The organism is Variovorax sp. 20P10.2.4 (assembly GCF_058244205.1).
Window position 1 is genome coordinate 1 of record NZ_JBZAYE010000051.1, and the last position, 22879, is coordinate 22879.

Genomic DNA, 22879 nt, shown 5'->3' on the forward strand with positions numbered 1-22879 from the left:
TTCTCGTTCGGCGCCGACGGCGCGGCGGCCACGGTGGAACCCGGGCCCGAGGGCGGAATCACGCGCAGCACCTGCCCCACCTCGATCAGGTCGGGGTTGTCGAGGTTGTTCCAGCGAACGAGGTTCTGCCAGGTCTGGCCGGTGTCATTGGCGATGCGGCGGATGGTGTCGCCGGGACGCACGGCGTAGTAGCCCGGTTTGCCGAAGTTCTCGATGCCGGCCAGCGGCTTGCCCGAGGCGTCGGTGGTGATGGTCGGACCGCCCGGAACGGGCGCGGCCGCGCCGGGGGCGCGGGTCATCGTGCCGCGGTCTTCGACCGGTGCCGGGCCGCGCGGCGTGGAACACCCCGCGATCACGAGCACGACGGCCAACGTGACGCCAGCGTACCAACTCCGATTGCCAAAACCCTGCATTTGTTATTCCTTCAAGCAACGCCCGATTTTAGGGGGACAAAGTGAACCGCCTCAAGAATGAGGCGCTCGAGACCGCGGGCCGTCTTGTCGATCACGACGAGGGCCTGGCCGCCCTTCGCCGAGTGCGTCGGCGCGACGATCCGCCCCCCCACCGCGAGCTGTTCGATCCAGGCTTCGGGCACTGCCTCGCCACCGGCGGCGGCGATGATGCCCGCATAGGGTGCGCCCTTGGCGTAGCCGACCATGCCGTCGCCGAACATCAGGTGAACCGTGGCCAGCCGGAAGTGCCGCAGATTGGTCCGAGCCCGCTCGTGCAGGCCGCGCAACCGTTCGATGCTGTAGACCTCCGTGGCCACGTGGTTCAACACCGCGGCCTGGTAGCCGCAACCGGTGCCGATCTCGAGCACGCGCCCCAGACGGTCCTGCGGCTTGCCACTCAGAGCCGGGGCTGCGAGCAAAAGTTCGATCATGCGCGCAACGACGCTGGGCTTGGAGATGGTCTGGCCCAGTCCGATCGGCAGGCTGGTGTCTTCATAGGCCTGGTTGACCAGCGCGCTGTCGACAAAGCGATGCCGTTCGACCGCGCCCATGGCGCGCAGCACGCGCGCATCCGAAATCCCCTGCGCGGCCAGCTTCTGCACCATGCGCGCGCGCACCGCGTCGGAGGCCATCGATGGCGTCGACGGGACCGGCGGCTTGGGTGGCACGGCGGGCTGCCGTCCGCGCAGCGCGGACGAAGCCGGCGTCGAGGCCGAGACGGTGGGCGCGAGGCGAGCCGGAAATCCAGGCCGTTGGGTCGCCATGTCAGTCGGCGAGCCGGACCACCGCGTCGCGCCACTGGCCCAGGTTGGCGTGGTCGGTCAGGTCGATCTGCAACGGCGTCAGCGCCACGTGGCCCTCGGCCGTGGCATGGAAGTCGGTGCCCTCGCCGCTGTCCTTGGCGCTGCCCGCGCCGGCGATCCAGTACATCGTGTCGCCACGCGGGCTTTCCTGCGTGATGACCTTCTCGGCCGCGTGGCGGCGGCCCAGGCGGCACACCTTCACCGGCTTGAGCTCGTCGAACGGCCGGTTCGGCACGTTGACGTTCAAAAGAAAGGCGCCACCCTCGAGCATGCGCTCGCGCTCGATGCGCTGCACCAGCCGGCGCGCCACCTGGGCCGCCGCGTCGACATGGGCCCAGCCCTTCTCGATCTGCGAGAACGCGATCGCGGGAATGCCGAACAGGTAGGCCTCCATGGCCGCGCCGACGGTGCCCGAATAGATGGTGTCGTCGCCCATGTTGGCGCCGTTGTTGATGCCCGAGACCACGAGGTCGGGCCGGTAGCCGAGCAGGCCCTTGAGCGCGATGTGCACGCAGTCGGCGGGCGTGCCGGTCACGTAGCGGAAGCCGTTGTGCGCGGTGTGGACGTAGAGCGGTGCCGCGAGCGTCAGGGCGTTCGACTTGGCGCTGTTGTTGTGCTCGGGCGCCACCACCTCGACGTCGGCCAGATCCTTGAGCGCGTCGTGCAGTGCGACGATGCCTGGCGCCTGGAAGCCATCGTCGTTGGAAATGAGTATCTTCATGATGCGGTGCGGTGCAACGGATTGTAGGCGTCGGGTGCGTCGCAGCAGGGACAAGGACACGCGAGGGCGACGCCTATCATCGCGCGCTTCATTGCCTCAACATTACTACCCGTTTCGAAGGAGACCGAGCATGCACGCATGGCTTTGCGAGAACCCCGTCGGCGTCGACGCGCTCACCTGGAAAGAGCTGCCCACGCCGACACCCGGCCCGGGCCAGGTGCTGATCGAGATCCGGGCCGCGAGCCTGAATTTCCCCGATCTGCTGATCGTGCAGAACAAGTACCAGATGAAGCCGCCGCTGCCCTTCGTGCCGGGCTCGGAGTACGCGGGGATCGTCCAGGCCGTGGGCGAAGGCGTCACGCACCTCAAGGTCGGCCAGAACGTCGCCTGCCTCTCGGGCACCGGCGGCTTCGCCACCCACACGCTGGCGCCCGCGGCACTGTGCATGCCGCTGCCCGAAGGCTTCGGCCATGTCGACGCGGCCGCCTTCATCATGATCTACGCGACCTCGTGGCACGCCCTGATGGACCGCGCGCAGCTCAAGGCCGGCGAAACCGTGCTGGTGCTCGGCGCGGCGGGCGGCGTCGGCACGGCGGCCATCCAGATCGCCAAGGCGGCCGGCGCCAAGGTGATCGCGGCGGCTTCCACCGACGAGAAATGCGAGCTGTGCCGCTCGATCGGTGCCGACGCGACGATCAACTACACCACGTATGCGCTGCCGAACGGTTTCAGGGATGCCATCAAGGCCGCGACCGACGGCAAAGGCCCGGACGTCATATACGACCCGGTCGGCGGCGATTTCGCGGAACCCGCATTTCGCTCGATCGGATGGCGCGGCCGCTATTTGGTCGTGGGTTTTGCGTCGGGCCCGATTCCCTCGCTGCCATTGAACCTCACGCTGTTGAAAGGCGCGTCGCTGGTCGGCGTGTTCTGGGGCGATTTCGCCAAGCGCGAGCCGAAGGCCAACGCGCAGATGATGGCCGAATTGGCGCAATGGTATGGCCAGGGAAAGATCAAGCCGGTGATCGACAGCACGATGCCGATGGCCGAATTGAAAGCCGCCTACGCGCACATGGGCTCGCGCGGCGTCAAGGGAAAGCTGGTGATGGTGAACTGATCGCCACGGACCTGGGCATCGCGAGACGGGTGTCCATGCACGCAATAAAAAAGCCCGCGCATGCGGGCTTTTTTATTGCGGAGTCGGCCAGCGCATGTTCGCGCACCACGCTCACTTGATCTCGAAATCCGTCAGCGACTTGCCGGCGGCCAGCGCCTCGGTCACCCAGCGCGGCTTGCGGCCACGGCCACCGGACCAAGTTTCGCCGGTCGGGCTGCGGTACTTGGCGGCGGCCTTGGGCGCCGGCGTGCTCGCGGCGCGCTTCACGGAAACGGCACGGCCGGCCGAGAGCTTCAAATCCGACGCGGTCAGACCATAGTCGGCGATCTTCTTGCGAATCTCCTCGATCACCCCGGCACGTTCATGGTTGCGCAGTTCTTCGGCCTGCTTGCGCAATTGCGCGATCTGTTCGTCGTGCTTCTGGATCTGGGAATTGATATCTGCGAGCGTCGAGGCCATTGGCGAACTCCTGTAAATGAAAACGCCCGCAGTTTAATTCAGTTTGCAATTGATTTTGAGCAAACCCGAGCAGAAAAATCCGGGCCGCTTGGCGTTTTACAACAGCCGAGGGGGTAAAACGCCCCGTTCCTGGGCAAGATCGGAGGCCGGGCCAGGGTTTTGAAGGCTCGGCTGCAATGGCAGAGCGAAGAAATTGAATGCCGCGGTACCGCCGTGGCCCGTTTCGGCTCGCTCGCGCCTATTCGGAAGCAGGAAAGAAATGCCCGGCCCGGCATTGCATGCAAAAGGCGCTATAGCCGCGCCCCAAAAGAAAAACGGCCCTGGATCGCTCCAGGGCCGTTTTTTCGGAATTCATATGGGGTGGCTGATGGGACTCGAACCCACGACGACCAGAATCACAATCTGGGACTCTACCAGCTGAGCTACAGCCACCGTAATAGAGTCCACGATTATAGCCATAAAAGCCGCGCGCCCGACCCCGGTTTGAAAGAATGATGCGCGCGTCCCACTCAACCCGCCGCCAGCGGGCCGGAGGGTGCCACCTGCGGCGCCTCCTCGTGCGCGGCGTCCTTCTGCCGGATCGAACCATCCGATCGCTCGAAGGTGCCGATCAGCAGGCCGCTGGCGATCGCATGCGCCTTCAGTTCGCCGACCACCTCGTCCCGCCCGGGCGCCACCGAGAACTCGTGTGCCCGGTCGAGCGCGAACAGCTGGAAGGCATAGCGATGCACACCGTGCCCGGGCGGCGGATCGGGCGGCAGCCAGGCTGCCTGCAGCCCGGAATTGCGCCCGGCATGCACCGTGTCCTGCCCTTCGTTGCCCTGGCTCGGCAGCGCCGCCTCGACCAGCCGGGTGTCGCCGGGCGGCAGGCTGACGACGATCGCATGCACCAGCGGGTTCGGCGTGGGCGAATCCGCGTCCTCCACCACCAGCAGCAGCGAGGCGGTGCCTTGCGGCACACCCTCCCACTGCAGGGGCGGCGACAGCCCTTCGCCATCGGCCGTGTAGCGCGGCGGAATCGGCGCGTGATCGGCAAAGGCCACGCTGGTCAGCGAAATAGAGGCCATGCCTTCGCGCAGGCCGAGCGTGTTGAAAACGATCTTGTCCAGGCCGGCACGCACGCCGTGCAGGGCCTGGCCGATGACTTCGGGCAACTTTTCGAGCATGCCAAGGGTATAGCGCCCCGTTCGCCGCAGCCCTGTAGGACGCCACAGCGGGCCGGCCGCAGCCAGCGGCGCCAAATTGCGCAGCCTTGCATCCCGATTCGCCGGTACGCGCTTTCGCAGCGCCCGCGCGGCGCATCCGGCCGCTATCATGGCCGCGCCCTGCCATGCGGGCGCCGCTTCATTCACGAACCAAAGGGATCACTCATGAGCATCGTCTGGACCATCCTGATCGGCTTCGTCGTAGGTCTGGTGGCACGCGCCGTCAAGCCGGGCGACGACTCCGCGGGCTTCATCGTCACCACGCTGATCGGCATCGCGGGCTCGCTGATCGTCACCTATGTGGGCCAGTCGCTCGGCTGGTACACCGCCGGCCAGGGCGCCGGCTTCATCGCGTCGGTGCTCGGCGCGATCGTGCTGCTGATCCTCTACGGCCTCATCAAGCGCAAGAGCTGAGCCGCCGGGCCATCGGGCGGGGCCGATGCCACGCAAACCCCGCGCGCACCACCATGTCTACGTGGTCGAGCTCGACGACCGCGTCTGGAACATCGGCCGCTTCCGGCGCGCCAATCCCGACTACCAGCTCGGCAAGCCCTTCGTCTACGTGGGCATGACCGGGCTCGATCCCGACATCCGTTTCGACAAGCACAAGGCCGGCATCCAGGCCAACAGCTTCGTGCAGGACTACGGCCTGCACCTGCTGCCCGCGCTCTACGAGCGCTACAACCCGATGAACTACGAAGACGCGCGCTCGATGGAGGTCGAGCTCGGCATCGCCCTGCGCAAGGCGGGCTACGGCGTCTGGCAGGCCTGAGCGCGAAGGCGCGCTTCAGGAGTAGGTGACCCAGTCCTCGTACGCCGGCCCGTCGAGATGCGGCAGCGTGTTGTAGGTCACCAGCATGTGGCGCTTGGGCGTGAAGGCGAACTCGGTGACCGACGAATTGCGGATGCGCAGGTTGAGCTCGATCGTGGTCTCGGCACTGGTGCCCAGCACATGGCCCACCGCCGTGCTGATCGGGCCGCCGCTCGACACCACGAGCACCTTGGCCCCATGGTGCTTGTCGCGCACGTGGTCGAGCGCGGTGGTCACGCCCGCGAGAAAGTCCACGTAGCTGGGCATGCCGACCGGCTTCGTGCGCCCCTGCATCCAGGCGCCCAGTCCTTCGCGCAGCAGGCGGAAGTGATGCCGGTACATCTCGGGCGAATCGGGCTTCTCGAGCTTGCCTTCGTGGATGGTGGCAATCACCGCCTCGCTGTCGTACTCGTTGAGGCCGGGCCATGGCAGCACGTCGTCGCGCGTCAGACCGAGGCCCTGCGCGATGCCTTCCCAGGTCTGCCGATGCCGGCGCAAGGTGCCGGTGATCACGGCGTCGAAACGCATGCCGCTCTCGCGCCAGTACTCACCGAGCCGCACCGACTGCCTGTGGCCCAGTTCGCTCAGGTTGTCGTAGTCGGCCGCGCCGAAGCTGGCCTGGCCATGGCGCACGAGGTAGAGAGTTCCCATGCGCGGATTCTGGCAAGAAGCGACCGCGGCGCTTGTCCCACGCGAGACGGAAAAAGCAACGGGCCGCACCAGGCGGCCCGCGAAGGAAAGAGGAAGCGCCTCGCGGCGCGACCGGTCAGCGTGCGCCGGCGAACGGCAGTCCGTCGGTCGCGGGACGTGGCACCAGGATCTCGGCCTTGTAGCGGTCCTTCAGCAGGTTGTAGTAGGCAGCGTCTTCGGCGGCGGCGATCGACTGGCCGACCTGCGCGTTCTCCTGCTTCGCGACTTCCGCCGTCGGCGCGGTGCGCGGCACGGCCTTGGTCACGCGCACCACGGCATAGCCCTGCGTGCCGAGGTCGACGCCGACCAGGGTCGGCAGCTTGCTGGCGTCGGCGCGCAGCGCGGCCTCGACCACCACGCCCGGCTGCGCCTTCGCATCGATGCGCGACACGGTGACGGGCGCCGCGAAGTTGGCGCCGTCGGCCTTCGTGGTCCAGGCCGCGAGCTTGGCCTCGCCCTCGGTCTTCGCAAGGGCCGCGGCGCGCTCGGTGACGAGCTGCGCGCGGATCTTGTCCTTCACGTCGGCCAGCGGGATCGGATGCGCGGCCGAGTACTGGGTCACGCGGCCCGAGGCAAGCTGGTTGGTGCCGACCTCGATCGCCTCGGTGTTCTGCTTGCGGCTCAGCGAATCTGGCGAGAACAGCGCGCTCAGGAAGTTGCGGCTCGCGAGCGGCCCGGTGGCGCCGGGCGCGGCCGTGCGGCCGATGTTGGTCGCGGTCTGGATCGTGAGCTTGAGCTTCTCGGCCGCCGGCTTCAGGCTGTCGGGCTGCTGGTACACCGCATCGGTGAAGGTCTCGGCAGCCTTGGCGAACTCCTGCGTGGCCTGCTGGGCGCGGTAGTCGTTCTCGAGGGTGGCGCGCACCTGCTCGAACGGCGGCACCACGGCCGGCTTGATGTCGTCCAGGCGAATGATGTGATAGCCGAACTCGGTCTCGACGACGTTGCTGATCTCGCCCTTCTTCAAGGCGAACATCGCGTCCTCGAAAGGCTTGACCATCGCGCCGCGCGTGACGAAGTCGAGGTCGCCGCCCTTCTCGGCCGAGCCCGGGTCCTGCGAGTTCTTGCGCGCGACATCGGCGAAGGTGTTGGGCGCCTTGCGCACGTCGGCCAGCAGTTGCTCTGCCTTGGCCTTCGCCTTGGCGCGATCGGCCGCCGGCGCGCTGGCGGCCGCGGTGATCAGGATGTGGCTCGCACGACGCTCTTCTTTGGTGCCGAAGCGCGAGGTGTTCTGGTCGTAGTAGCTCTTGAGCTCGGCCTCGTTGACCGTCACGTTCTTCTTGGCCGCTTCGAGGTCGAGCAGCAGGTACTCGATGCTCGCCCGCTCGGGCGCCTGGAACTGCGACGTGTGGTCCTTGTAGTAGGTCTCGATGTCGGCATCGCTGACCGTGACCTTCGACGCGAAGCCCTCGGGCGCGAAGCGCGACACCTGGATCTCGCGCTGCTCGTAGAACGCGTTGATGGTGGCGGCGGCCAGCGCGGGCGGCGTGAAGGTGGTGCCCGACACGCCCAGCAGCAGTTGCTGCGTGGCGAGTTCGGCGCGCATCGAGGCTTCGTACTGCTCGGGGGTGCGGCCGGTCACGCGCTGGAAGGCGTCGCGGTCGAACTTGCCCTCGGGCGTGCGGAAGGTCGCGAGGCCCGGATCCTGCGCGAAGATGCGCGAGAGGCGTTCCTCGGACACCGTCATGTTGGCCTTATTGGCCGCCACCGTCAGCACGCGGTCGCGAACCATCTTCTCGAGCGTGGCGTAGCGCAGCGCATCGGAGTCGAGCACCAGCGGGTCGACGTTGGGCGACTGCTGGCGGATGCGGTCGGTTTCCACGCGATGCTGCGCATCCCATTCGGGCCGCGTGATGCTGGTGCCGTCGACATGCGCGACGGCCTCGTCCTTGGAAAAGCCCTGGTAGCGCTCGACGCCGAACAGCACGAACGACGGGATGATCAGCAAGAACAAGACAATCATCATGATCTTGTTGTACTTGCGGAAGAAATCAAACATGCTTGAACACTCTCATGCGGTGGCTGTCGGACGGCAATAAAAAAGGCGAACCGTTGTTCGCCTTTGCATCGGGTGGTGGTGGGTGCTGAGGGGCTCGAACCCCCGACCTACGCCTTGTAAGGGCGCCGCTCTACCAGCTGAGCTAAGCACCCCACCGGGAATACTTTTCTTCCGAGTTCTCGTCGTCGACTTAGTTCAACGCGTCCTTGAGGGCCTTGCCGGGACGGAACTTCGGAATCTTGGCGGCCTTGATTTTAATCGCGTCGCCGGTGCGGGGATTGCGACCCGTACGGGCCGCACGTTTACCGACTGCAAAAGTACCGAAACCGACGAGCGACACGGAGCCGCCCTTCTTGAGCGTTGTACGAATGGCGCCGATGGTGGATTCGAGCGCGCGCGTGGCGGCTGCCTTGGAAATATCGGCGTTCTTTGCGATGTGCTCAATCAGTTCGGTCTTGTTCACAAGGGCCCCTTGTAGAAAAAAGTTGGTCGGCTTTCGTCGGCTGGCGAGTCGGTCGCGACGTGGTGCGACGCAGAAGCTTGGCAGGCCTGACGCCCCGGCAGCGCGCTGCCATCGGGGATTACAACCACTGGCCTGCGGGGTGTCAATACGACATCAGCCCGTGCGGCGCAGCGGAGCGCGCGATTCTAGGGGCGTTTCGCGAAGACCTTTTTCCGCCGGGGCCGCAGCCGTCTCACAAGGCCTCGGCGATCGCTTTTCCGAGGTCGCTGGTGCTCGCCTTGCCACCGATATCGGGTGTGCGCGGCGCACCGCTTCCGGGCGCGAGCACCTTCTCGATGGTCGACAGGATCGCGTCGTGCGCGTCCTTGTGGCCGAGGAACTCCAGCATCATCGCGCCGCACCAGATCTGGCCGATCGGGTTGGCGATCCCCTTGCCCGCGATGTCGGGCGCCGAGCCATGCACCGGTTCGAACAGCGAGGGCGTGGTGCGCTCGGGGTTGAGGTTGGCGCTCGGCGCGATACCGATGGTGCCGGTGCAGGCCGGTCCCAGGTCGGACAGGATGTCGCCGAACAGGTTGCTCGCCACCACCACGTCGAAGAAGTCGGGCCGCTGCACGAAGTGCGCGGTGAGGATGTCGATGTGGAACTTGTCGAGCGTCACGCCCGGGTAGGCCTTCGCCATCTCGGCCACGCGCTCGTCCCAGTAGGGCATGGTGATCGAGATGCCGTTCGACTTGGTGGCGCTGGTCAGGTGCTTCTTCGGCCGCGACTGCGCGAGCTCGAACGCGAACTTGAGCACGCGGTCCACGCCCACGCGCGACATCACGGTCTCCTGCACCACGATCTCGCGCGGCGTGCCTTCGTACATGCGCCCACCGATGCTCGAGTACTCGCCCTCGGTGTTCTCGCGCACGATGTACATGTCGATCTCGCCGGGCTGGCGCGGCGAGCCGTCGCGGCGCACCACCGGCGCGACGATGCCGGGCATGAGGCGCGCGGGACGCAGGTTGATGTACTGGTCGAACTCGCGGCGGAACAGCAGCAGCGAGCCCCACAGCGAGATGTGGTCGGCGATCTTCTCGGGCCAGCCGACCGCGCCGAAGAAGATGGCGTCGTGGCCGCCGATCTGGTCCTTCCAGTCGTCGGGCAGCATCTTGCCGTGCTTCTCGCAGTAGTCCCAGCTCGAGAAGTCGAAGTGGTCGAACTTCAGGTCGATGCCGAACTTGCGCGCCGCCGCATCGAGCACGCGCACGCCCTCGGGCGTGGTTTCCTTGCCGATGCCGTCGCCGGCGATGACTGCGATTCTGTGGGTGGTCATGGTCTGGGTCCTTCCGATGGGATGAGCGGTGCAAAGAAGTCGAGTGCCTCGGCGAGCAATTCGCCCGGCGCCTCCTCGGGAACATAGTGGCCGCAGGGCAGCGCATGCCCCTCGACCCGGTCGGCGCGCTCGCGCCACAGCGCCAGCACGTCGAAGGCGCGTCCGACCACGCCGTGCGCGCCCCACAGCACGCGCAACGGCATCGCGAGCCGCGCGCCCGCGGCGATGTCGGTACGGTCGTGATCGAGGTCGATGCCGGCCGAGGCGCGGTAGTCCTCGCAGATCGATTCGGCGCTGCCCGGGATGGCCGCGCAGCGCTCGTACTCCGCGAGCACCTCGGGCGCGAAGGGCGCGAGCCCCGCGTGGCGCCCGCCCATCACGCTGCGCACGTAGCGCACCGGATCGGAGGCGATCAGCGCCTCGGGCAGCGGCGGCGGCTGGATCAGGAAGAACCAGTGCCAATAGGCGCGCGCGAAGGCTTCCGAGGTGTGCTCGTACATGGCGAGCGTGGGCGCGATGTCGAGCAGCAGCATGCGCTCGACCGCCGCCGGATGGTCGGCCGCGAGCCGGTGCGCCACGCGCGCGCCGCGGTCGTGCGCGAGCACGCCGAAGCGTTCGAAGCCGTGATGGCGCATCGCCGCGAGCGCATCGAGCGCCATCGCGCGCTTGCTGTGGTTCTCGTGCGCGGCATCGGCGGCAGGCCGGCCCGAATCGCCATAGCCGCGCAAATCGATCGCCACCACGGTGAAGCGCTCGGCCAGCGCGGGCGCGACACGGTGCCAGATGGCGTGCGTCTGCGGGTGTCCGTGCAGCAACAGCAGGGGTGCGCCATGGCCGCCGATGCGGCCATGCACGCGCACGCCATCGCGTTCGATGTCGAAGACGGGAAAGTCGAGGAAGGAGGCGGTCACGCGGCGATTGTGCGTTGCGCACCCGGGTCCATCAAGCAACAATCGGCCAATTCATACTTTCCGTTCTGGCATGAATTCATTGGCACTGGAGCGCGGCGACCTGGCACTGGCGCTCGCCATCCGCGAACACGGCAGCCTCGCGGGCGCGGCCGGCGCGCTCGACGTCGTGCCCTCGGTGGTCACCAAGCGGCTCGGCGCGCTCGAGGCGCGGCTCGGCCAGCGGCTGTTCGACCGCACCACGCGGCGGCTCAGCGTCACGGCCGAGGGCGAAGCGGTGTGCCGGCATGCGAAGCAGCTGCTCGAAGGCTTCGCGGCGCTCGAGGGCGAGCTCGGCGAACGCCAGAACGAGCTCACGGGCGCGGTGCGGCTGGCCGCCACCTTCGGCTTCGGCCGGCGCTGGCTCGGTCCGGCCCTGGCGGAGTTCCAGGCCAGCCACCCGGCCCTGCGCATCGAGCTGCAACTGACCGAGCGCCTGCCCGACCTGGGCGCCGAAGGCTACGACGGCGCGCTGTGGTTGTGGGCGGTACAGCAGCGCCACGCCTCGGACTGGGTCTCGCGCCGCATCGCGCGCAACCAGCGCGTGCTAGCAGCGGCGCCCTCCTACCTCGCGCGCCGCGGCACGCCGACCAGCGTCGAGGCCCTGGCAGCGCACGACTGCCTGGTCGCGCGCGAGAACGGCGAGATCCATCGGCAGGAATACGCGCTGTGGTCGCTGCGGCACGGCCGCGACGGCAGCACGGCGCGCGTGCGGGTGCAGGGGCCGCTGTCGAGCAACTCGGGCGAGATGGTGCGCGACTGGTGCCTGGCGGGCCACGGGATCATGCTGCGCAGCCTCTGGGACATCGCGCCGCAGCTGGCCTCGGGCGCGCTGATCCGAGTGCTGCCGCAGTACGCGATGCCCGATGCCGACATCCACTGGATCGCGCCCTGGCGGCCGAAGACACCGCGGCGGGTGCGGCTGCTGGTCGACCACTTGGCCGAACGCTTTCGTGGCGAGCCCTGGAAGCCAGCGCGCTAGGCGAAAGCCCCCGCGCCTCAGCGGGCCGCGCGCACCACCAGGCTCACGCCCACCGCCGTGAGCGCCGTGCCCAGCAGCGTGGCCAGCGTGATCTGCTCGCGGAACAGCAGCCAGGCCATGAGGGCCGTGCAAGGCGGCACCAGGTAGAGCAGGCTCGTGACCGCGGTCGCGGTGCCGCGCTGGATCAGGATGTAAAGCAGCGAGCTCCCACCCAGCGACAGCGCGAGCACCGACCAGGCCATCGCGCCGATCGAATGCGCGTTCCACGCGATGGCCTCGGGCTCGAGCAACGCGAACGGCAAGGTCACGACCACGGCCGCCGCCATCTGCACCGCGCTGGCGCTGCGCACATCGCAGGGCGCGACGAAGCGCTTCTGATAGAGAGTGCCCGCGGTGATCGCCCCCAGCGCCATGAGTGCCAGGCTCATGGTCTCGGCATTGACCTCCGAGCCGTCGCCCAGCTTGCGCCACACCACCAGCACCAGCCCCGCGAAGCCAAGGGCCAGGCCCAGCCACTGCCGTGGCGACACGCGCCCGCCGTTGAAGGACATCCAGATCGCGGTCAGCACCGGCTGGATGCCGACCAGCAGCGCGACCAGCCCCGAGCCCATGCCCGCGCGCACCGCGGCCCAGACCCCGCCGAGGTAGCCGGCCTGCATCAGGATGCCGGTGACCGCGAGGTGCCCCCACTGCGCCCGCGTCGACGGCCACGCCACGCGCGCCAGCGCGACCCACAGGCCGAAGCAGAGGAACGAGAGCACGAAGCGCACGGCCAGGAACTTGAACGGCGGCGCATGCGGCATGCCGTAGCGGGCGACGATGAAGCCCGTGCTCCAGATCAGCACGAAGACCGCGGGCATCGCCCGCAACCAGCCCGCCTCGCGGGCCGAGGCGGAACTCATTTGGCCCGGGCCCGGATCTCGGGAATGGCCTTTTGCAGGTAATAGACCATCGACCACACGGTGAGCACGGCCGAGACCCAGATCAGCCACTGGCCCCACAGGCCGGTGTCGATGAAGCCGAACAGCTGCCCGTCGTAGAGCAGGAACGGGATCGCCACCATCTGCACGGTCGTCTTGACCTTGCCGATCATGTGCACCGCCACGCTCTTGCTGGCGCCGATCTGGGCCATCCATTCGCGCAGCGCCGAGATCGCGATCTCGCGGCCGATGATGATCAGCGCCACGAACACGTCGGCCCGGTTCAGGTGCACCAGCACCAGCAACGAGGCGCAGACCAGGAACTTGTCGGCCACCGGATCGAGGAAGGCGCCGAAGGCCGAGGTCTGGTTGAGCTTGCGCGCCAGGAAGCCGTCGAGCCAGTCGGTTGCCGCGAACACGATGAACATGACCGTGGCGATCACATTGCGCATCGGGTCGGCGATGGGCAGGTAGAACACGCCGACGATCAGGGGGATCGCGACGATGCGCGTCCAGGTCATGATGGTCGGCAGGGTCCAGAACATGCGCTCGATTGTGTCACGCGAAAACGATGGATTCGAGAACGGGGGCAAAGCCGTGCCGGCGGCCTACCTCCGCGGCGTCAAGTTCAGTGCAGCGCACGGTAGATTTCCTCGGCCAGGTCGAAGGCGATGCCCTCGACCGAGGCGATGTCTTCCACGCTCGCCGCCGCCACGCCGCGGATGCCGCCGAAGCGCTGCAGCAGCCGGGCCCGGCGCTTCGGGCCGATGCCCGGGATGTCCTCGAGCTGGCTGCCGCCCACGCGCACCTTGGCGCGCTTGGCGCGCATGCCGGTGATGGCGAAGCGGTGCGCCTCGTCGCGGATCTGGGCCACCAGCATCAGCGCCGCCGAATCCTTGCCGAGGTAGACCTTCTCGCGGCCGTCGGCGAACACCAGTTCCTCGAGGCCGACCTTGCGGCCCTCGCCCTTCTCGACCCCGACGATCAGCGACAGCGGCAGGCCGAGCTCGCTGAACACCTCGCGCGCCATCGACACCTGGCCCTTGCCGCCGTCGACCAGCACCAGCTCCGGCATGCGCGCGCCCCGGGCCCGCGCCGGCGCCGCGGCGCCCTCGACACCCTCGGCGCCTTCGCTCTCGGCATCGCCGGGCGGCAGCGCCTCGGTCTCCGCGGCCATCGCCTCGGCCAGCTTGCCGTAGCGGCGATGGAGCACCTGGCGCATCGCCGCATAGTCGTCGCCGGGCGTGATGCCGTCGATGTTGTAGCGGCGGTATTCCTTGTTCTGCATCGCGTGGTGCTCGAACACCACGCACGAGGCCTGCGTGGCCTCGCCCGCGGTGTGCGAGATGTCGAAGCACTCGACGCGGAAGTTGTCGAGGTCCTCGCTCGCGAGTTCCAGCGCATCGGCCAGCGCGCGGGTGCGGGCCTGCTGCGAGCCCTCCTCGGCCAGCAGCCGCGCCAGTTGCAGGCTGGCGTTCTTCTCGGCCATCTCGAGCCAGTGGCGGCGCTGCTCGCGCGGCTGGAACACGGCCGTCACGCGCGTGCCCGACTGCAGCGACACCGCCTCGATCAGCTCGCGGCCCACGGTTTCGCTGAGCACCAAAGTGGCCGGCACCGGCACGTCGATGTAGTGCTGCGCGATGAAGGCCTCGAGCACCTGCACCTCGACCGAATCGGTGACGGCGGGGGCGCCCTCGCCCTCGTCGTTGTCGAGCTCGCCGTGCTGCATCAGCGAGGCATCCTCGACGTGCACCGGGAAATAGGGCCGGTCGCCCAGGTGACGGCCGCCGCGCACCATGGCCAGGTTCACGCAGGCCTTGCCGCCCTGCACCTTGACCGCGAGGATGTCCACGTCCTTGTCGGAGGCGATCTCGATCGACTGCTGGTGCAGCACGCGCGAGATCGCCGACATCTGGTTGCGCAGCTCGGCCGCCTGCTCGAACTCCAGCTTCTCGGCATGCGAGGTCATGCGCTGCTCGAGCGTGGTGAGCACCAGTTGCGTGTCGCCGCGCAGGAAGGCCTCGGCGCTCGCCACGTCCTGCGCGTAAGCCTCGGTCGAGATGTGGCCCACGCAGGGACCGGTGCAGCGCTTGATCTGGTAGAGCAGGCAGGGCCGGGTGCGGTTGGCGTAGACCGTGTCCTCGCAGGTGCGCAGCTTGAACACCTTCTGCAGCAGCTGGATCGACTCCTTGACGGCCCAGGCGCTCGGGTACGGCCCGAAGTAGCGGTGCTTCTTGTCGACCGCGCCGCGGTAGTAGGCCAGCCGTGGAAACTGGTGCGAGGCGATCTTCAGGTAGGGGTAGCTCTTGTCGTCGCGAAACAGGATGTTGTAGCGCGGCTTGAGCGTCTTGATGAGGTTGTTCTCGAGCAGCAGCGCCTCGGCCTCGGAGCGCACCACGGTGGTTTCCATGCGCGCGATCTTCGAGATCATGTGGCCGATGCGCGTGCCGCCGTGGCTCTTCTGGAAGTAGTTGGCGACCCGTTTCTTGAGGTTGCGCGCCTTGCCCACGTAGAGCACGGCGCCACCGGCGTCGAAGTAGCGGTAGACGCCCGGCAGCTGCGGCAGGGCCGCCACTTCGCTGAGCAGTTGATCGGAATGCACGTCTGACATGGCGGCTATTGTGGCGCGCGGCGCGCGGCCCCATGGCGCGCCTGCGCGCAAACCCCGTGGTGGGTGGAATGAAATGTGCTGATGATGGATGCGGGCGCGAGGAGCGCCCGTCTCGTTTCAACACAACTACTCGGGAAACTCTCTCCATGACGAAGAAGATCCAGTCGCGCGCCTGGTGGGCGCTCTCGCCCCTGGCGGTGGCATTGACGGTGGCCGGTTGCGGCGGCGGCGGTGGCGGCCAGGACAACGCCGCGCTGATCGCGACGATCGCCGCCATCAACGCAGCCAACACCCCGCCGCCACCGCCCGCAGCCGACAAGGGCTGCCTGATCGGCGACAGCGGCACGCAGGTGGTGGTGGGCTCGGGCGACCCCGGCGATCCGGCCGCGCCCGAACCGGCCTCGGGCTACGTGGTCGGCCACAAGCTGGTCTACGCGAAGAACTACATGGTGGTGGCCAACCACCCGCTGGCCACGCGCGCGGGTTGCGACGTCCTCAAGGCCGGCGGCAGCGCTGTCGACGCAGCCGTCGCGGTGCAGGCGGTGCTGGGGCTGGTCGAACCGCAGTCCAGCGGCCTGGGCGGCGGCGCCTTCATGCTGCACTACGACGCGAAGACCAAGAAGGTGCAGGCCTACGATGGGCGCGAGATGGCGCCCGCCGCGGCCACCGAGAACTACCTGCGCTACGCGGTGCAGACCGATCCCGCCAGCGGACTGCCCAAGCCCAACGCGCGCGCCAGTGGCCGCGCGGTCGGCACGCCGGGCGCCGTGCGCATGCTGGACGTCGCCTACAAGGACCACGGCAAGCTGCCATGGAAGGACCTTTTCAGCTACGGCATCACGCTGGCCTCCGATGGTTTCCCGATCGGTGGCCGCATGGCCGCAGCGATCTCCTCGTCGGCCTCCAACCTCAAGCGCGACGCCGACGCGACGGCTTATTTCTTCAACGACGACGGCACGCCGAAGGCCCTGGGCACCAAGCTCAAGAATCCGGCCTACGCCAAGACGCTGACCACGCTCGCCAACGAGGGCGCCAACGCGTTCTATACCGGCCCCATCGCGCAGGCGATCGTCGACAAGATCGGCATCACCACCGCGGCCAACGACGGCTCGGCCATCACGCCCGGCGTGACGACCATGGCCGACATGGCCAACTACGTAGCCAAGCGTCGCGACCCGGTCTGCGGCACCTACCGTGACTACTACGTCTGCAGCATGTCGCCGCCCTCGTCCGGCGGCATCGCGGTGGTGCAGGCGCTCGGCATCCTCGAGACCTTCAACCTGGGCCTGTACAAGCCCAGCGCGATCGACATCGAAGGCGGCAAGCCCAGCGTGATGGGCGTGCACCTGGTGAGCGAGGCCGAACGCCTGGCCTACGCCGACCGCGACAAGTACGTGGCCGACACTGACTTCATCCCGCTGCCCGGCGGCTCGGCCGACACGATGCTCAACAAGCCGTACCTGCAGAAGCGGGCCAGCCTGATCAGCCTGTCCAAGAGCATGGGCGTGGCCGCGGCCGGCGACCTCGGCAGCGTGCCGCTGGGCATCGACAAGACCGAGGAGCACGGCACCACCCACTTCACGGTGGTCGACAAGCAGGGCAACGTGGTGACGATGACGACCACGGTCGAGAGCACGCTGGGCTCGTTCCACATGACGCAGGGCTTCATGCTGAACAACCAGTTGACCGACTTCTCGGCCAACCCGAACGACACCACCGACCCGAGCATCAAGGTCGCCAACCGGGTCGCCCCGGGCAAGCGCCCGCGCAGCACGATGGCGCCTACGCTGGTGTTCAAGAAGAACACCGACGGCAGCATGGGCGAGTTCGTGATGGGCACCGGCTCGCCGGGCGGCGGCACGATCATCCAGTACGTGGTGAAGACCGTGGTCGGCGCGCTCGATTGGGGCCTCGATGCGCAGCAGGCGACCTCGCTGGTCGACTTCGGCGCCACCAACAGCGTGACCACCAACGTGGGCGGCGAACACCCCGCCATCGACACCTCGAACTCGGGCAACAACGATCCGCTGATCACCGGCCTGCGCGCACTCGGCCACACGGTGAACTTCGGCGCCCAGTCCAGCGGCATCAGCACCATCATCCGTACCAACGTGGGTGGCCAGCCGGTGCTCACGGGCGGCGCCGATCCGCGGCGCGAAGGCATCGTGCTCGGCGATACCTTCACGCCCTGATCCGGGTCCGAAACCCGGCGGCGCCTACTTCGCGAGTTCGCTCACCAGCCGGTAGAGGAACTCGCGCCCGTCGTAGAGCCGCTGGATCTCGATGCGCTCGTCCAGCCCGTGGGCGCGCGCATCCGAAGGCTCGAGGAACATGCCGGTCACGCCGTACATCGGAATGCCGGCATTGCGCAGGAAGCGGCTGTCGGTGGCGCCCGTGCTCATCGCGGGAATCACCGGCACGCCCGGCCACATCTGCTCGGTCAGCCGCTCCACCGTCTTCACCAGGTCGCCCTGCAGCGGCGACGCCGGGCTGCGCAGCGGCTTGCCGAGGTTGCGCACCACGATCTTGTCGTTGCCCACGGCCTGGGTCAGCAGGCGCTCGACCGCGTCCGGATCGTCGTGCGGCAGGATGCGGCAGTTGACCGTGGCCTTGGCCGACTGCGGCAACGCGTTCTCGGCATGGCCGGCCTGCACCATGGTCGCCACGCAGGTGGTGCGCAGCTGGGCGTTGTAGGCCGGGTTGGCCGTCATGCGCTCGAGCACGCCGGCGTCGGGGTTTCCGGTGCCGATGGCGCGCATGTCCTCGGCCAGCTGGCCGGTGGCGAAGGGCGCGCTGCGCGCGAAATAGGTCTTCGTGACGTCGGCGAGCTTGATCGGGAAGGCGTAGTTGCCGAGCCGTTCCAGGCCGGCCGACAGCGCGTAGATCGGGTTGTTCTTGGTCGGCACCGAGCTGTGGCCACCGACGTCGCGCGCCTCGAGCATGTAGGTGGTGTACATCTTCTCGGCCACCTGCAGCCGGTGCAGGTTCGGCTTGCCGTTGCGCAGTTCGCCGCCGCCGCCCTCGTTGATGCCGAACTCGGCCTGCAGCAGCTCGGGCTTGTTGTTGATGAGCCAGAAGGCGCCGTTGCTCAGCGCATCGCCGCGCTCCTCGTCCGCGGTCAGCGCGAGGATGATGTCGCGGCTGGGCTTGAAGCCCTCCTGTTTCAGTTGGCCGAGCACGGACACCAGCGCCGAGGCCATGGCCTTGTCGTCGATGGAACCGCGCGCCGTGAAGTAGCCGCCCGACTCCTGCAGCTTGAACGGGTCGGTCTTCCAGTCCTCGCGCCGGGCCTCGACCACGTCGATGTGGGCCAGCAGCAGCAACGGTTTCTTCGAGCCGTCGCCCTTGAAGCGCATCACGAGGTTGCCCTTCTTGGGGAAGGGTTCGAAGATCTGGATGTCCGCGGGCGCGAAGCCCGCTTCGACCAGGCGTTTTTCCATCGCGCGCGCGGCCTGCGTGTTGTCGCCCACCGAGTGGGTGGTGTTGATCTCGATGAGCTCCTTGTAGATCTCGCGGAAGCGCTGCTGCTGCGGCGTGAGCGTCTGGGCCGCCGCCGTGGCGAGGCCGCCGAGCGCGAGGGACAGGGCCAGCGCGCTGCGCAACGTGCGCAGTCGCGAGGTCGCGGGCAAGGCGGCGCCGGGATGGCGGGCTCGGTTCTTCTTCAGGCTCATTCGCTCTCTCCGTTGTGGTTGTGGTGCGCGGCCAGCATAGCGACGGCCCCGCGCGAGGGCCATTCAGAAGAAAGGCGCAAGGTGCACACTCGCGGCCATGCAACGCGACTGGGACATCTTCTGCAAGGTCATCGACAACCATGGCGACCTCGGCGTCTGCTGGCGGCTCGCACGCCAGCTCGCCGGCCTCGGCGAACAGGTGCGGCTCTGGGTCGACGACGCCAGCGCGCTGGCCTGGATGGCACCCGACGGCTGCGCGGGCGTGCGCGTGATCGACTGGAGCGACCCGGCCGCGGTGGGCGCGGCCGGGGCCGAGCCGGCGCCCCAGGTGCTGATCGAAGCCTTCGGCTGCGACCCGGCGCCCGCGCTGATCGCGCGCTTCGCCGCAGCCTCGGCCGCCGACGGTGCCCCGCGCGCCTGGATCAACCTCGAATACCTCTCGGCCGAACCCTATGTGGAGCGGCTGCATGGCCTGCCCTCGCCGGTCTTCAGGGAGCCGGGCGCCGGGCTCAACAAGCGCTTCTTCTATCCAGGCTTCACCCCGGTCACCGGCGGCCTGCTGCGCGAACCGGACCTGGCCCGGCGGCGCGCGGCCTTCGATCGCGCTGCCTGGCTGGCACAACGGCAATTGCCCTGGCGCGAAGGCGAACGCCTGGTGTCGCTGTTCTGCTACGAGCCGCCGGCCCTGGCGGCGCTGCTGGCGCAACTGGCCGATGACGGCACGCCGACCCGGCTGCTGGTGACGCCGGGCCGGGCGACCGAGGCCGTCAAGGCCTGCCTTTCGAGCACGGAATGGCTCGAACGCTCGCCCAGCCATGCGAGTGCGCTATCGATTTCATACCTGCCGCACCTCGACCAGCCCGATTTCGACCACCTGCTCTGGGCCTGCGACCTGAATTTCGTGCGCGGCGAGGATTCGCTGGTGCGCGCCCTCTGGGCCGGCGCGCCGCTGGTCTGGCAGATCTATGCGCAGGACGACGACGCGCACCACGTGAAGCTGAACGCCTGGCTCGACTGGCTGGAAGCGCCGGCCCCGATGCGGCGCTTCCACCACGCCTGGAACGGCTTCGGCAACGCAGCCCTGTCGCTCGCCGACATCGGCGAGGAATGGCGTCTTGCCGTGACCCGAGGGCGCGAGCGCCTGCTCGCGCAGGACGATCTCGTGACCCAACTGCAGCATTTCGTCGCCGGAAAAAGCTAAAATAGCGGGCTTTGCGGATTTCGGCCCGGATCCTGGGAAATTCCTGGGGGTTCGAGATGCACTCCGCTGAACCTGCCGCGGGACATGTACCGCGGGGCTTTTTCCAACCGGCACTCCTGCCCGGATTCTGGAAACCCCGCGCACCGAGCGGCTTACATCCAGAGACCCTGATATGAAAATCGCTCAAGAAATCCGCGCCGGCAACGTCATCATGCACGGCAAGGATCCGATGGTCGTGCTCAAGACCGAATACAGCCGCGGCGGCCGCAACAGCGCCACCGTGCGCATGAAGATGAAGAGCCTGATCGCCAACTTCAACACCGAAGTGGTCTTCAAGGCCGACGACAAGATCGACCAGATCGTGCTCGAGAAGAAGGACTGCACCTACTCCTACTTCGCCGACCCGATGTACGTCTGCATGGACGCCGACTACAACCAGTACGAAGTCGAAGCCGAGAACATGGGCGACGCCCTGAACTACCTCGAAGACGGCATGGCCGTCGAAGTGGTGTTCTACGACGGCAAGGCCATCTCGGTCGAACTGCCGACCAGCGTCGAGCGCGAAATCACCTGGACCGAGCCGGCCGTCAAGGGCGACACCTCGGGCAAGGTCCTGAAGCCCGCCAAGATCGCCACCGGCTTCGAAGTGCCCGTGCCGCTGTTCGTCTCGCAAGGCGACAAGATCGAAATCGACACGCGCACCGGCGAATACCGCAAGCGCGTCTGAGCGCCGCCTTCCCCGGCTGACCACCACCCGCAAGAGGCTCCGCAAGGAGCCTTTTGTCTTTGCGGCCCGTCCGCACGCAACGAATCCCGCGCTGCACAATCCCATCCTTATGACCAACAGCACGCACGACCTTCACGACAAGCGCCTCGCCGATGCCTGGGCCACGCTCCAGTCCCATGCCGACAAGGGGCTGCCGCTCGATCCCGATCCCTCGCGCATCGCCTTCGCCGATCCCGAGTTCCTGCTGCGCCGCGAAACCCGCGGCGTGCGCATGCAGCTCGAGCTGATGAAGCCCGACATCGAGCAGCGCGCCCACGGCATCGAGAACACCATCGTGGTCTTCGGCAGCGCGCGCTTTCGCAGCGAGGAAGAAGCCGCCGCGCTGATCGTCGAGGCCGACAAGGCCGGCGACACCGCCGCGGCCGAGCGCTGGCGCCGGCTGGCGCGCAGCTCGCACTACTACGAGAAGGCGCGCACCTTCGGCAAGCTGGTCGCGCGCCACAGCGAGAACAAGGAGCCGCAGGACAAGCTCTTCATTTGCACCGGCGGCGGCCCCGGCATCATGCAGGCGGCCAACCGCGGCGCGCACGAGGCCGGCGGCCTGTCGGTCGGCCTGGCCATCGCGCTGCCGATGGAGGAAGCGGCCAATCCCTACGTCACGCCCGCGCTGAGCTTCAAGTTCCACTACTTCGCGATCCGCAAGATGCATTTCATGATGCGTGCGAAGGCGCTGGTGGCGTTCCCGGGCGGCTTCGGCACGCTCGACGAGCTGTTCGAGGTGATCACGCTGGTGCAGACGCGCAAGTCGAAGCCGGTGCCGATCGTGCTGTTCGGCTCGGACTACTGGAAGCGCCTGATCGACTTCGACTTCCTGGTCGACGAAGGCGTGATCTCGCCCGGCGACGTCAATCTCTTCGAGTACGTGGACGCGCCCGAAGACGCGTGGGAAGCGATCAAGCGCTTCTACAAGCTCTGAGCCGGCGCGGGCCGCAGCGCCTCAGGAGCTAAGCGGCCTCGTCCTCATCGTCGTCGTCATCGGGCCGCAGCGCGTGCTCGAAGAAGCGCGTGAGCGCCTTGGCACGCCGGCGCCGCTCGGGCCCCGGCCCGGTCGCGAGGCCCATGGCCACGGCGTCGTCGGCCACGCCGTGCAGCGCATTGAACAGGATCACGGCCGTGAGCGTCGGGTCCTCGACCTCCCACACGCCGGCCGCGTCGCCATGCTTGAGCAGGCCGACCAGTTGCGTGATGACCGCGTTGTCGTTGCGCATGCGCCGGTCCTCGGGCCGGTACTCGTGGAACACCACGTCGTGCAGCGCGACGTTGTCGAGGTAGGTCTCGAGCCCCGTCTCGACCCAGGCCTTGATGCGGCCATGATGGTCCTCGGGACGGTGGCGGTCCATCGCCTCCTGCAGCCGCGCGCAGAAGCTGTCGACGAAGCGCTGCTGCAGCGCGCCGAGCAGCGCCTCCTTCGACGGGAAGTACAGATAGAAGGTGCCCTTGGCCACCTGCGCGCCGGCCGCGATGTCGTCGATGCTGGTGGTGGCGATGCCCTTCTCGATGAACAGCCGCTCGGCCGCGTCCATCAGCGCCGCGGCGCGGGTTTCGGGCGCCTTGACGCGGCGGCGCGGTTCGGACGCCTCCGAAGGCGGTGACGGGTCCGCCGCATCGGGCGTGGAAGAAGTGATGGTGCGGCGCCCCGTCGTCATTCGGTTCCCTCAGGTTGTGGCTGCGGCGGCACGTGCCGCCGCGATGGCCGCGTTCACCGCTGTCTCTTCTCCACATCTG

Annotated in this window: 23 protein-coding genes and 2 tRNA genes; 8 read left to right on the forward strand and 17 right to left on the reverse strand. The window is 67.8% G+C overall.

Going from position 1 to position 22879, the window contains the following annotated elements:
* The 3 genes from AC27VN_RS07680 to surE form a co-directional block, all read right to left on the reverse strand.
* Window positions 1-299: LysM peptidoglycan-binding domain-containing protein (locus tag AC27VN_RS07680; protein WP_490876147.1), on the reverse strand; the 299-nt coding region annotated here is incomplete at its 3' end.
* 125 nt (window positions 300-424) lie between these two features.
* The gene (locus AC27VN_RS07685) at window positions 425-1216 is read right to left on the reverse strand and encodes a protein-L-isoaspartate(D-aspartate) O-methyltransferase (RefSeq protein WP_208512137.1); all 792 of its coding nucleotides are present in this window, start codon (window positions 1214-1216) and stop codon (window positions 425-427) included.
* 1 nt (window position 1217) lies between these two features.
* On the reverse strand, window positions 1218-1976 hold the full coding sequence (surE, locus tag AC27VN_RS07690; RefSeq protein ID WP_093343018.1) for a 5'/3'-nucleotidase SurE: 759 nt from the start codon (window positions 1974-1976) through the stop codon (window positions 1218-1220).
* Window positions 1977-2106: 130 nt separating this feature from the next.
* Between surE and AC27VN_RS07695 the strand changes: the two genes are divergently transcribed.
* Complete coding sequence (locus AC27VN_RS07695; RefSeq protein WP_490876148.1) at window positions 2107-3093, forward strand: NADPH:quinone oxidoreductase family protein; 987 nt, start codon at window positions 2107-2109, stop codon at window positions 3091-3093.
* Window positions 3094-3204: 111 nt separating this feature from the next.
* Here the strand turns inward: AC27VN_RS07695 and AC27VN_RS07700 are convergent, their stop codons facing one another.
* The 3 genes from AC27VN_RS07700 to AC27VN_RS07710 form a co-directional block, all read right to left on the reverse strand.
* Window positions 3205-3552, reverse strand: a complete 348-nt coding sequence (locus tag AC27VN_RS07700; RefSeq protein WP_093343020.1) for an H-NS histone family protein — start codon at window positions 3550-3552, stop codon at window positions 3205-3207.
* Window positions 3553-3908: 356 nt separating this feature from the next.
* A tRNA-His gene (locus AC27VN_RS07705) sits at window positions 3909-3984 on the reverse strand.
* A 77-nt stretch (window positions 3985-4061) separates the two neighbouring features.
* On the reverse strand, window positions 4062-4904 hold the full coding sequence (locus AC27VN_RS07710; protein WP_490876149.1) for a YbhB/YbcL family Raf kinase inhibitor-like protein: 843 nt from the start codon (window positions 4902-4904) through the stop codon (window positions 4062-4064).
* A gap of 18 nt (window positions 4905-4922) precedes the next feature.
* Between AC27VN_RS07710 and AC27VN_RS07715 the strand changes: the two genes are divergently transcribed.
* Window positions 4923-5171, forward strand: coding sequence for a GlsB/YeaQ/YmgE family stress response membrane protein (locus tag AC27VN_RS07715; protein ID WP_093343024.1), 249 nt, complete (start codon window positions 4923-4925; stop codon window positions 5169-5171).
* Between the two features lie 25 nt (window positions 5172-5196).
* Window positions 5197-5529, forward strand: a complete 333-nt coding sequence (locus tag AC27VN_RS07720; protein WP_093343026.1) for a hypothetical protein — start codon at window positions 5197-5199, stop codon at window positions 5527-5529.
* Between the two features lie 15 nt (window positions 5530-5544).
* Here the strand turns inward: AC27VN_RS07720 and AC27VN_RS07725 are convergent, their stop codons facing one another.
* From AC27VN_RS07725 to AC27VN_RS07750, 6 genes are all read right to left on the reverse strand, one after another.
* Window positions 5545-6219, reverse strand: coding sequence for a histidine phosphatase family protein (locus AC27VN_RS07725; RefSeq protein ID WP_490876150.1), 675 nt, complete (start codon window positions 6217-6219; stop codon window positions 5545-5547).
* 115 nt (window positions 6220-6334) lie between these two features.
* Window positions 6335-8254, reverse strand: a complete 1920-nt coding sequence (locus AC27VN_RS07730) for a SurA N-terminal domain-containing protein (protein ID WP_490876151.1) — start codon at window positions 8252-8254, stop codon at window positions 6335-6337.
* A 76-nt stretch (window positions 8255-8330) separates the two neighbouring features.
* A tRNA-Val gene (locus tag AC27VN_RS07735) sits at window positions 8331-8406 on the reverse strand.
* Window positions 8407-8444: 38 nt separating this feature from the next.
* Window positions 8445-8717, reverse strand: coding sequence for an HU family DNA-binding protein (locus AC27VN_RS07740; RefSeq protein WP_007830705.1), 273 nt, complete (start codon window positions 8715-8717; stop codon window positions 8445-8447).
* Window positions 8718-8949: 232 nt separating this feature from the next.
* The gene (locus tag AC27VN_RS07745) at window positions 8950-10035 is read right to left on the reverse strand and encodes a tartrate dehydrogenase (protein ID WP_093343032.1); all 1086 of its coding nucleotides are present in this window, start codon (window positions 10033-10035) and stop codon (window positions 8950-8952) included.
* Window positions 10032-10946 (reverse strand): alpha/beta fold hydrolase, encoded by a 915-nt coding sequence (locus AC27VN_RS07750; protein ID WP_490876152.1) that lies wholly within the window; start codon window positions 10944-10946, stop codon window positions 10032-10034. Before AC27VN_RS07750 ends, AC27VN_RS07745 begins: the two co-directional genes overlap by 4 nt.
* A gap of 70 nt (window positions 10947-11016) precedes the next feature.
* On the opposite strand from AC27VN_RS07750, the gene AC27VN_RS07755 reads away from it, so the two are divergent.
* Window positions 11017-11964 (forward strand): LysR family transcriptional regulator, encoded by a 948-nt coding sequence (locus AC27VN_RS07755; RefSeq protein WP_490876153.1) that lies wholly within the window; start codon window positions 11017-11019, stop codon window positions 11962-11964.
* Window positions 11965-11981: 17 nt separating this feature from the next.
* On the opposite strand, the gene AC27VN_RS07760 is transcribed toward AC27VN_RS07755, so the two are convergent.
* From AC27VN_RS07760 to uvrC, 3 genes are all read right to left on the reverse strand, one after another.
* On the reverse strand, window positions 11982-12866 hold the full coding sequence (locus tag AC27VN_RS07760; RefSeq protein ID WP_490876154.1) for a DMT family transporter: 885 nt from the start codon (window positions 12864-12866) through the stop codon (window positions 11982-11984).
* Entirely contained in the window at window positions 12863-13429 is a 567-nt protein-coding gene (gene pgsA, locus AC27VN_RS07765) for a CDP-diacylglycerol--glycerol-3-phosphate 3-phosphatidyltransferase (RefSeq protein ID WP_057590401.1), read from the reverse strand. Before pgsA ends, AC27VN_RS07760 begins: the two co-directional genes overlap by 4 nt.
* An 83-nt stretch (window positions 13430-13512) precedes the next feature.
* Entirely contained in the window at window positions 13513-15495 is a 1983-nt protein-coding gene (uvrC, locus tag AC27VN_RS07770; RefSeq protein ID WP_490876155.1) for an excinuclease ABC subunit UvrC, read from the reverse strand.
* Window positions 15496-15641: 146 nt separating this feature from the next.
* Between uvrC and ggt the strand changes: the two genes are divergently transcribed.
* The gene (ggt, locus tag AC27VN_RS07775; protein WP_490876156.1) at window positions 15642-17687 is read left to right on the forward strand and encodes a gamma-glutamyltransferase; all 2046 of its coding nucleotides are present in this window, start codon (window positions 15642-15644) and stop codon (window positions 17685-17687) included.
* Window positions 17688-17711: 24 nt separating this feature from the next.
* On the opposite strand, the gene AC27VN_RS07780 is transcribed toward ggt, so the two are convergent.
* The gene (locus AC27VN_RS07780) at window positions 17712-19166 is read right to left on the reverse strand and encodes a M20/M25/M40 family metallo-hydrolase (RefSeq protein ID WP_490876157.1); all 1455 of its coding nucleotides are present in this window, start codon (window positions 19164-19166) and stop codon (window positions 17712-17714) included.
* A gap of 97 nt (window positions 19167-19263) precedes the next feature.
* Between AC27VN_RS07780 and earP the strand changes: the two genes are divergently transcribed.
* The 3 genes from earP (at window position 19264) to AC27VN_RS07795 (ending at window position 22070) form a co-directional block, all read left to right on the forward strand.
* Window positions 19264-20367: an elongation factor P maturation arginine rhamnosyltransferase EarP gene (earP, locus tag AC27VN_RS07785; RefSeq protein WP_490876158.1), complete on the forward strand. Its 1104-nt coding sequence runs from the start codon at window positions 19264-19266 to the stop codon at window positions 20365-20367.
* 172 nt (window positions 20368-20539) lie between these two features.
* The gene (gene efp / locus AC27VN_RS07790) at window positions 20540-21094 is read left to right on the forward strand and encodes an elongation factor P (RefSeq protein ID WP_007830687.1); all 555 of its coding nucleotides are present in this window, start codon (window positions 20540-20542) and stop codon (window positions 21092-21094) included.
* 109 nt (window positions 21095-21203) lie between these two features.
* A complete protein-coding gene (locus AC27VN_RS07795) occupies window positions 21204-22070 on the forward strand; it encodes an LOG family protein (RefSeq protein ID WP_490876159.1) in 867 nt (288 codons plus the stop codon).
* Between the two features lie 28 nt (window positions 22071-22098).
* On the opposite strand, the gene AC27VN_RS07800 is transcribed toward AC27VN_RS07795, so the two are convergent.
* Window positions 22099-22800, reverse strand: coding sequence for a TetR/AcrR family transcriptional regulator (locus tag AC27VN_RS07800; RefSeq protein WP_490876160.1), 702 nt, complete (start codon window positions 22798-22800; stop codon window positions 22099-22101).
* Window positions 22801-22879 lie beyond the last annotated feature (79 nt).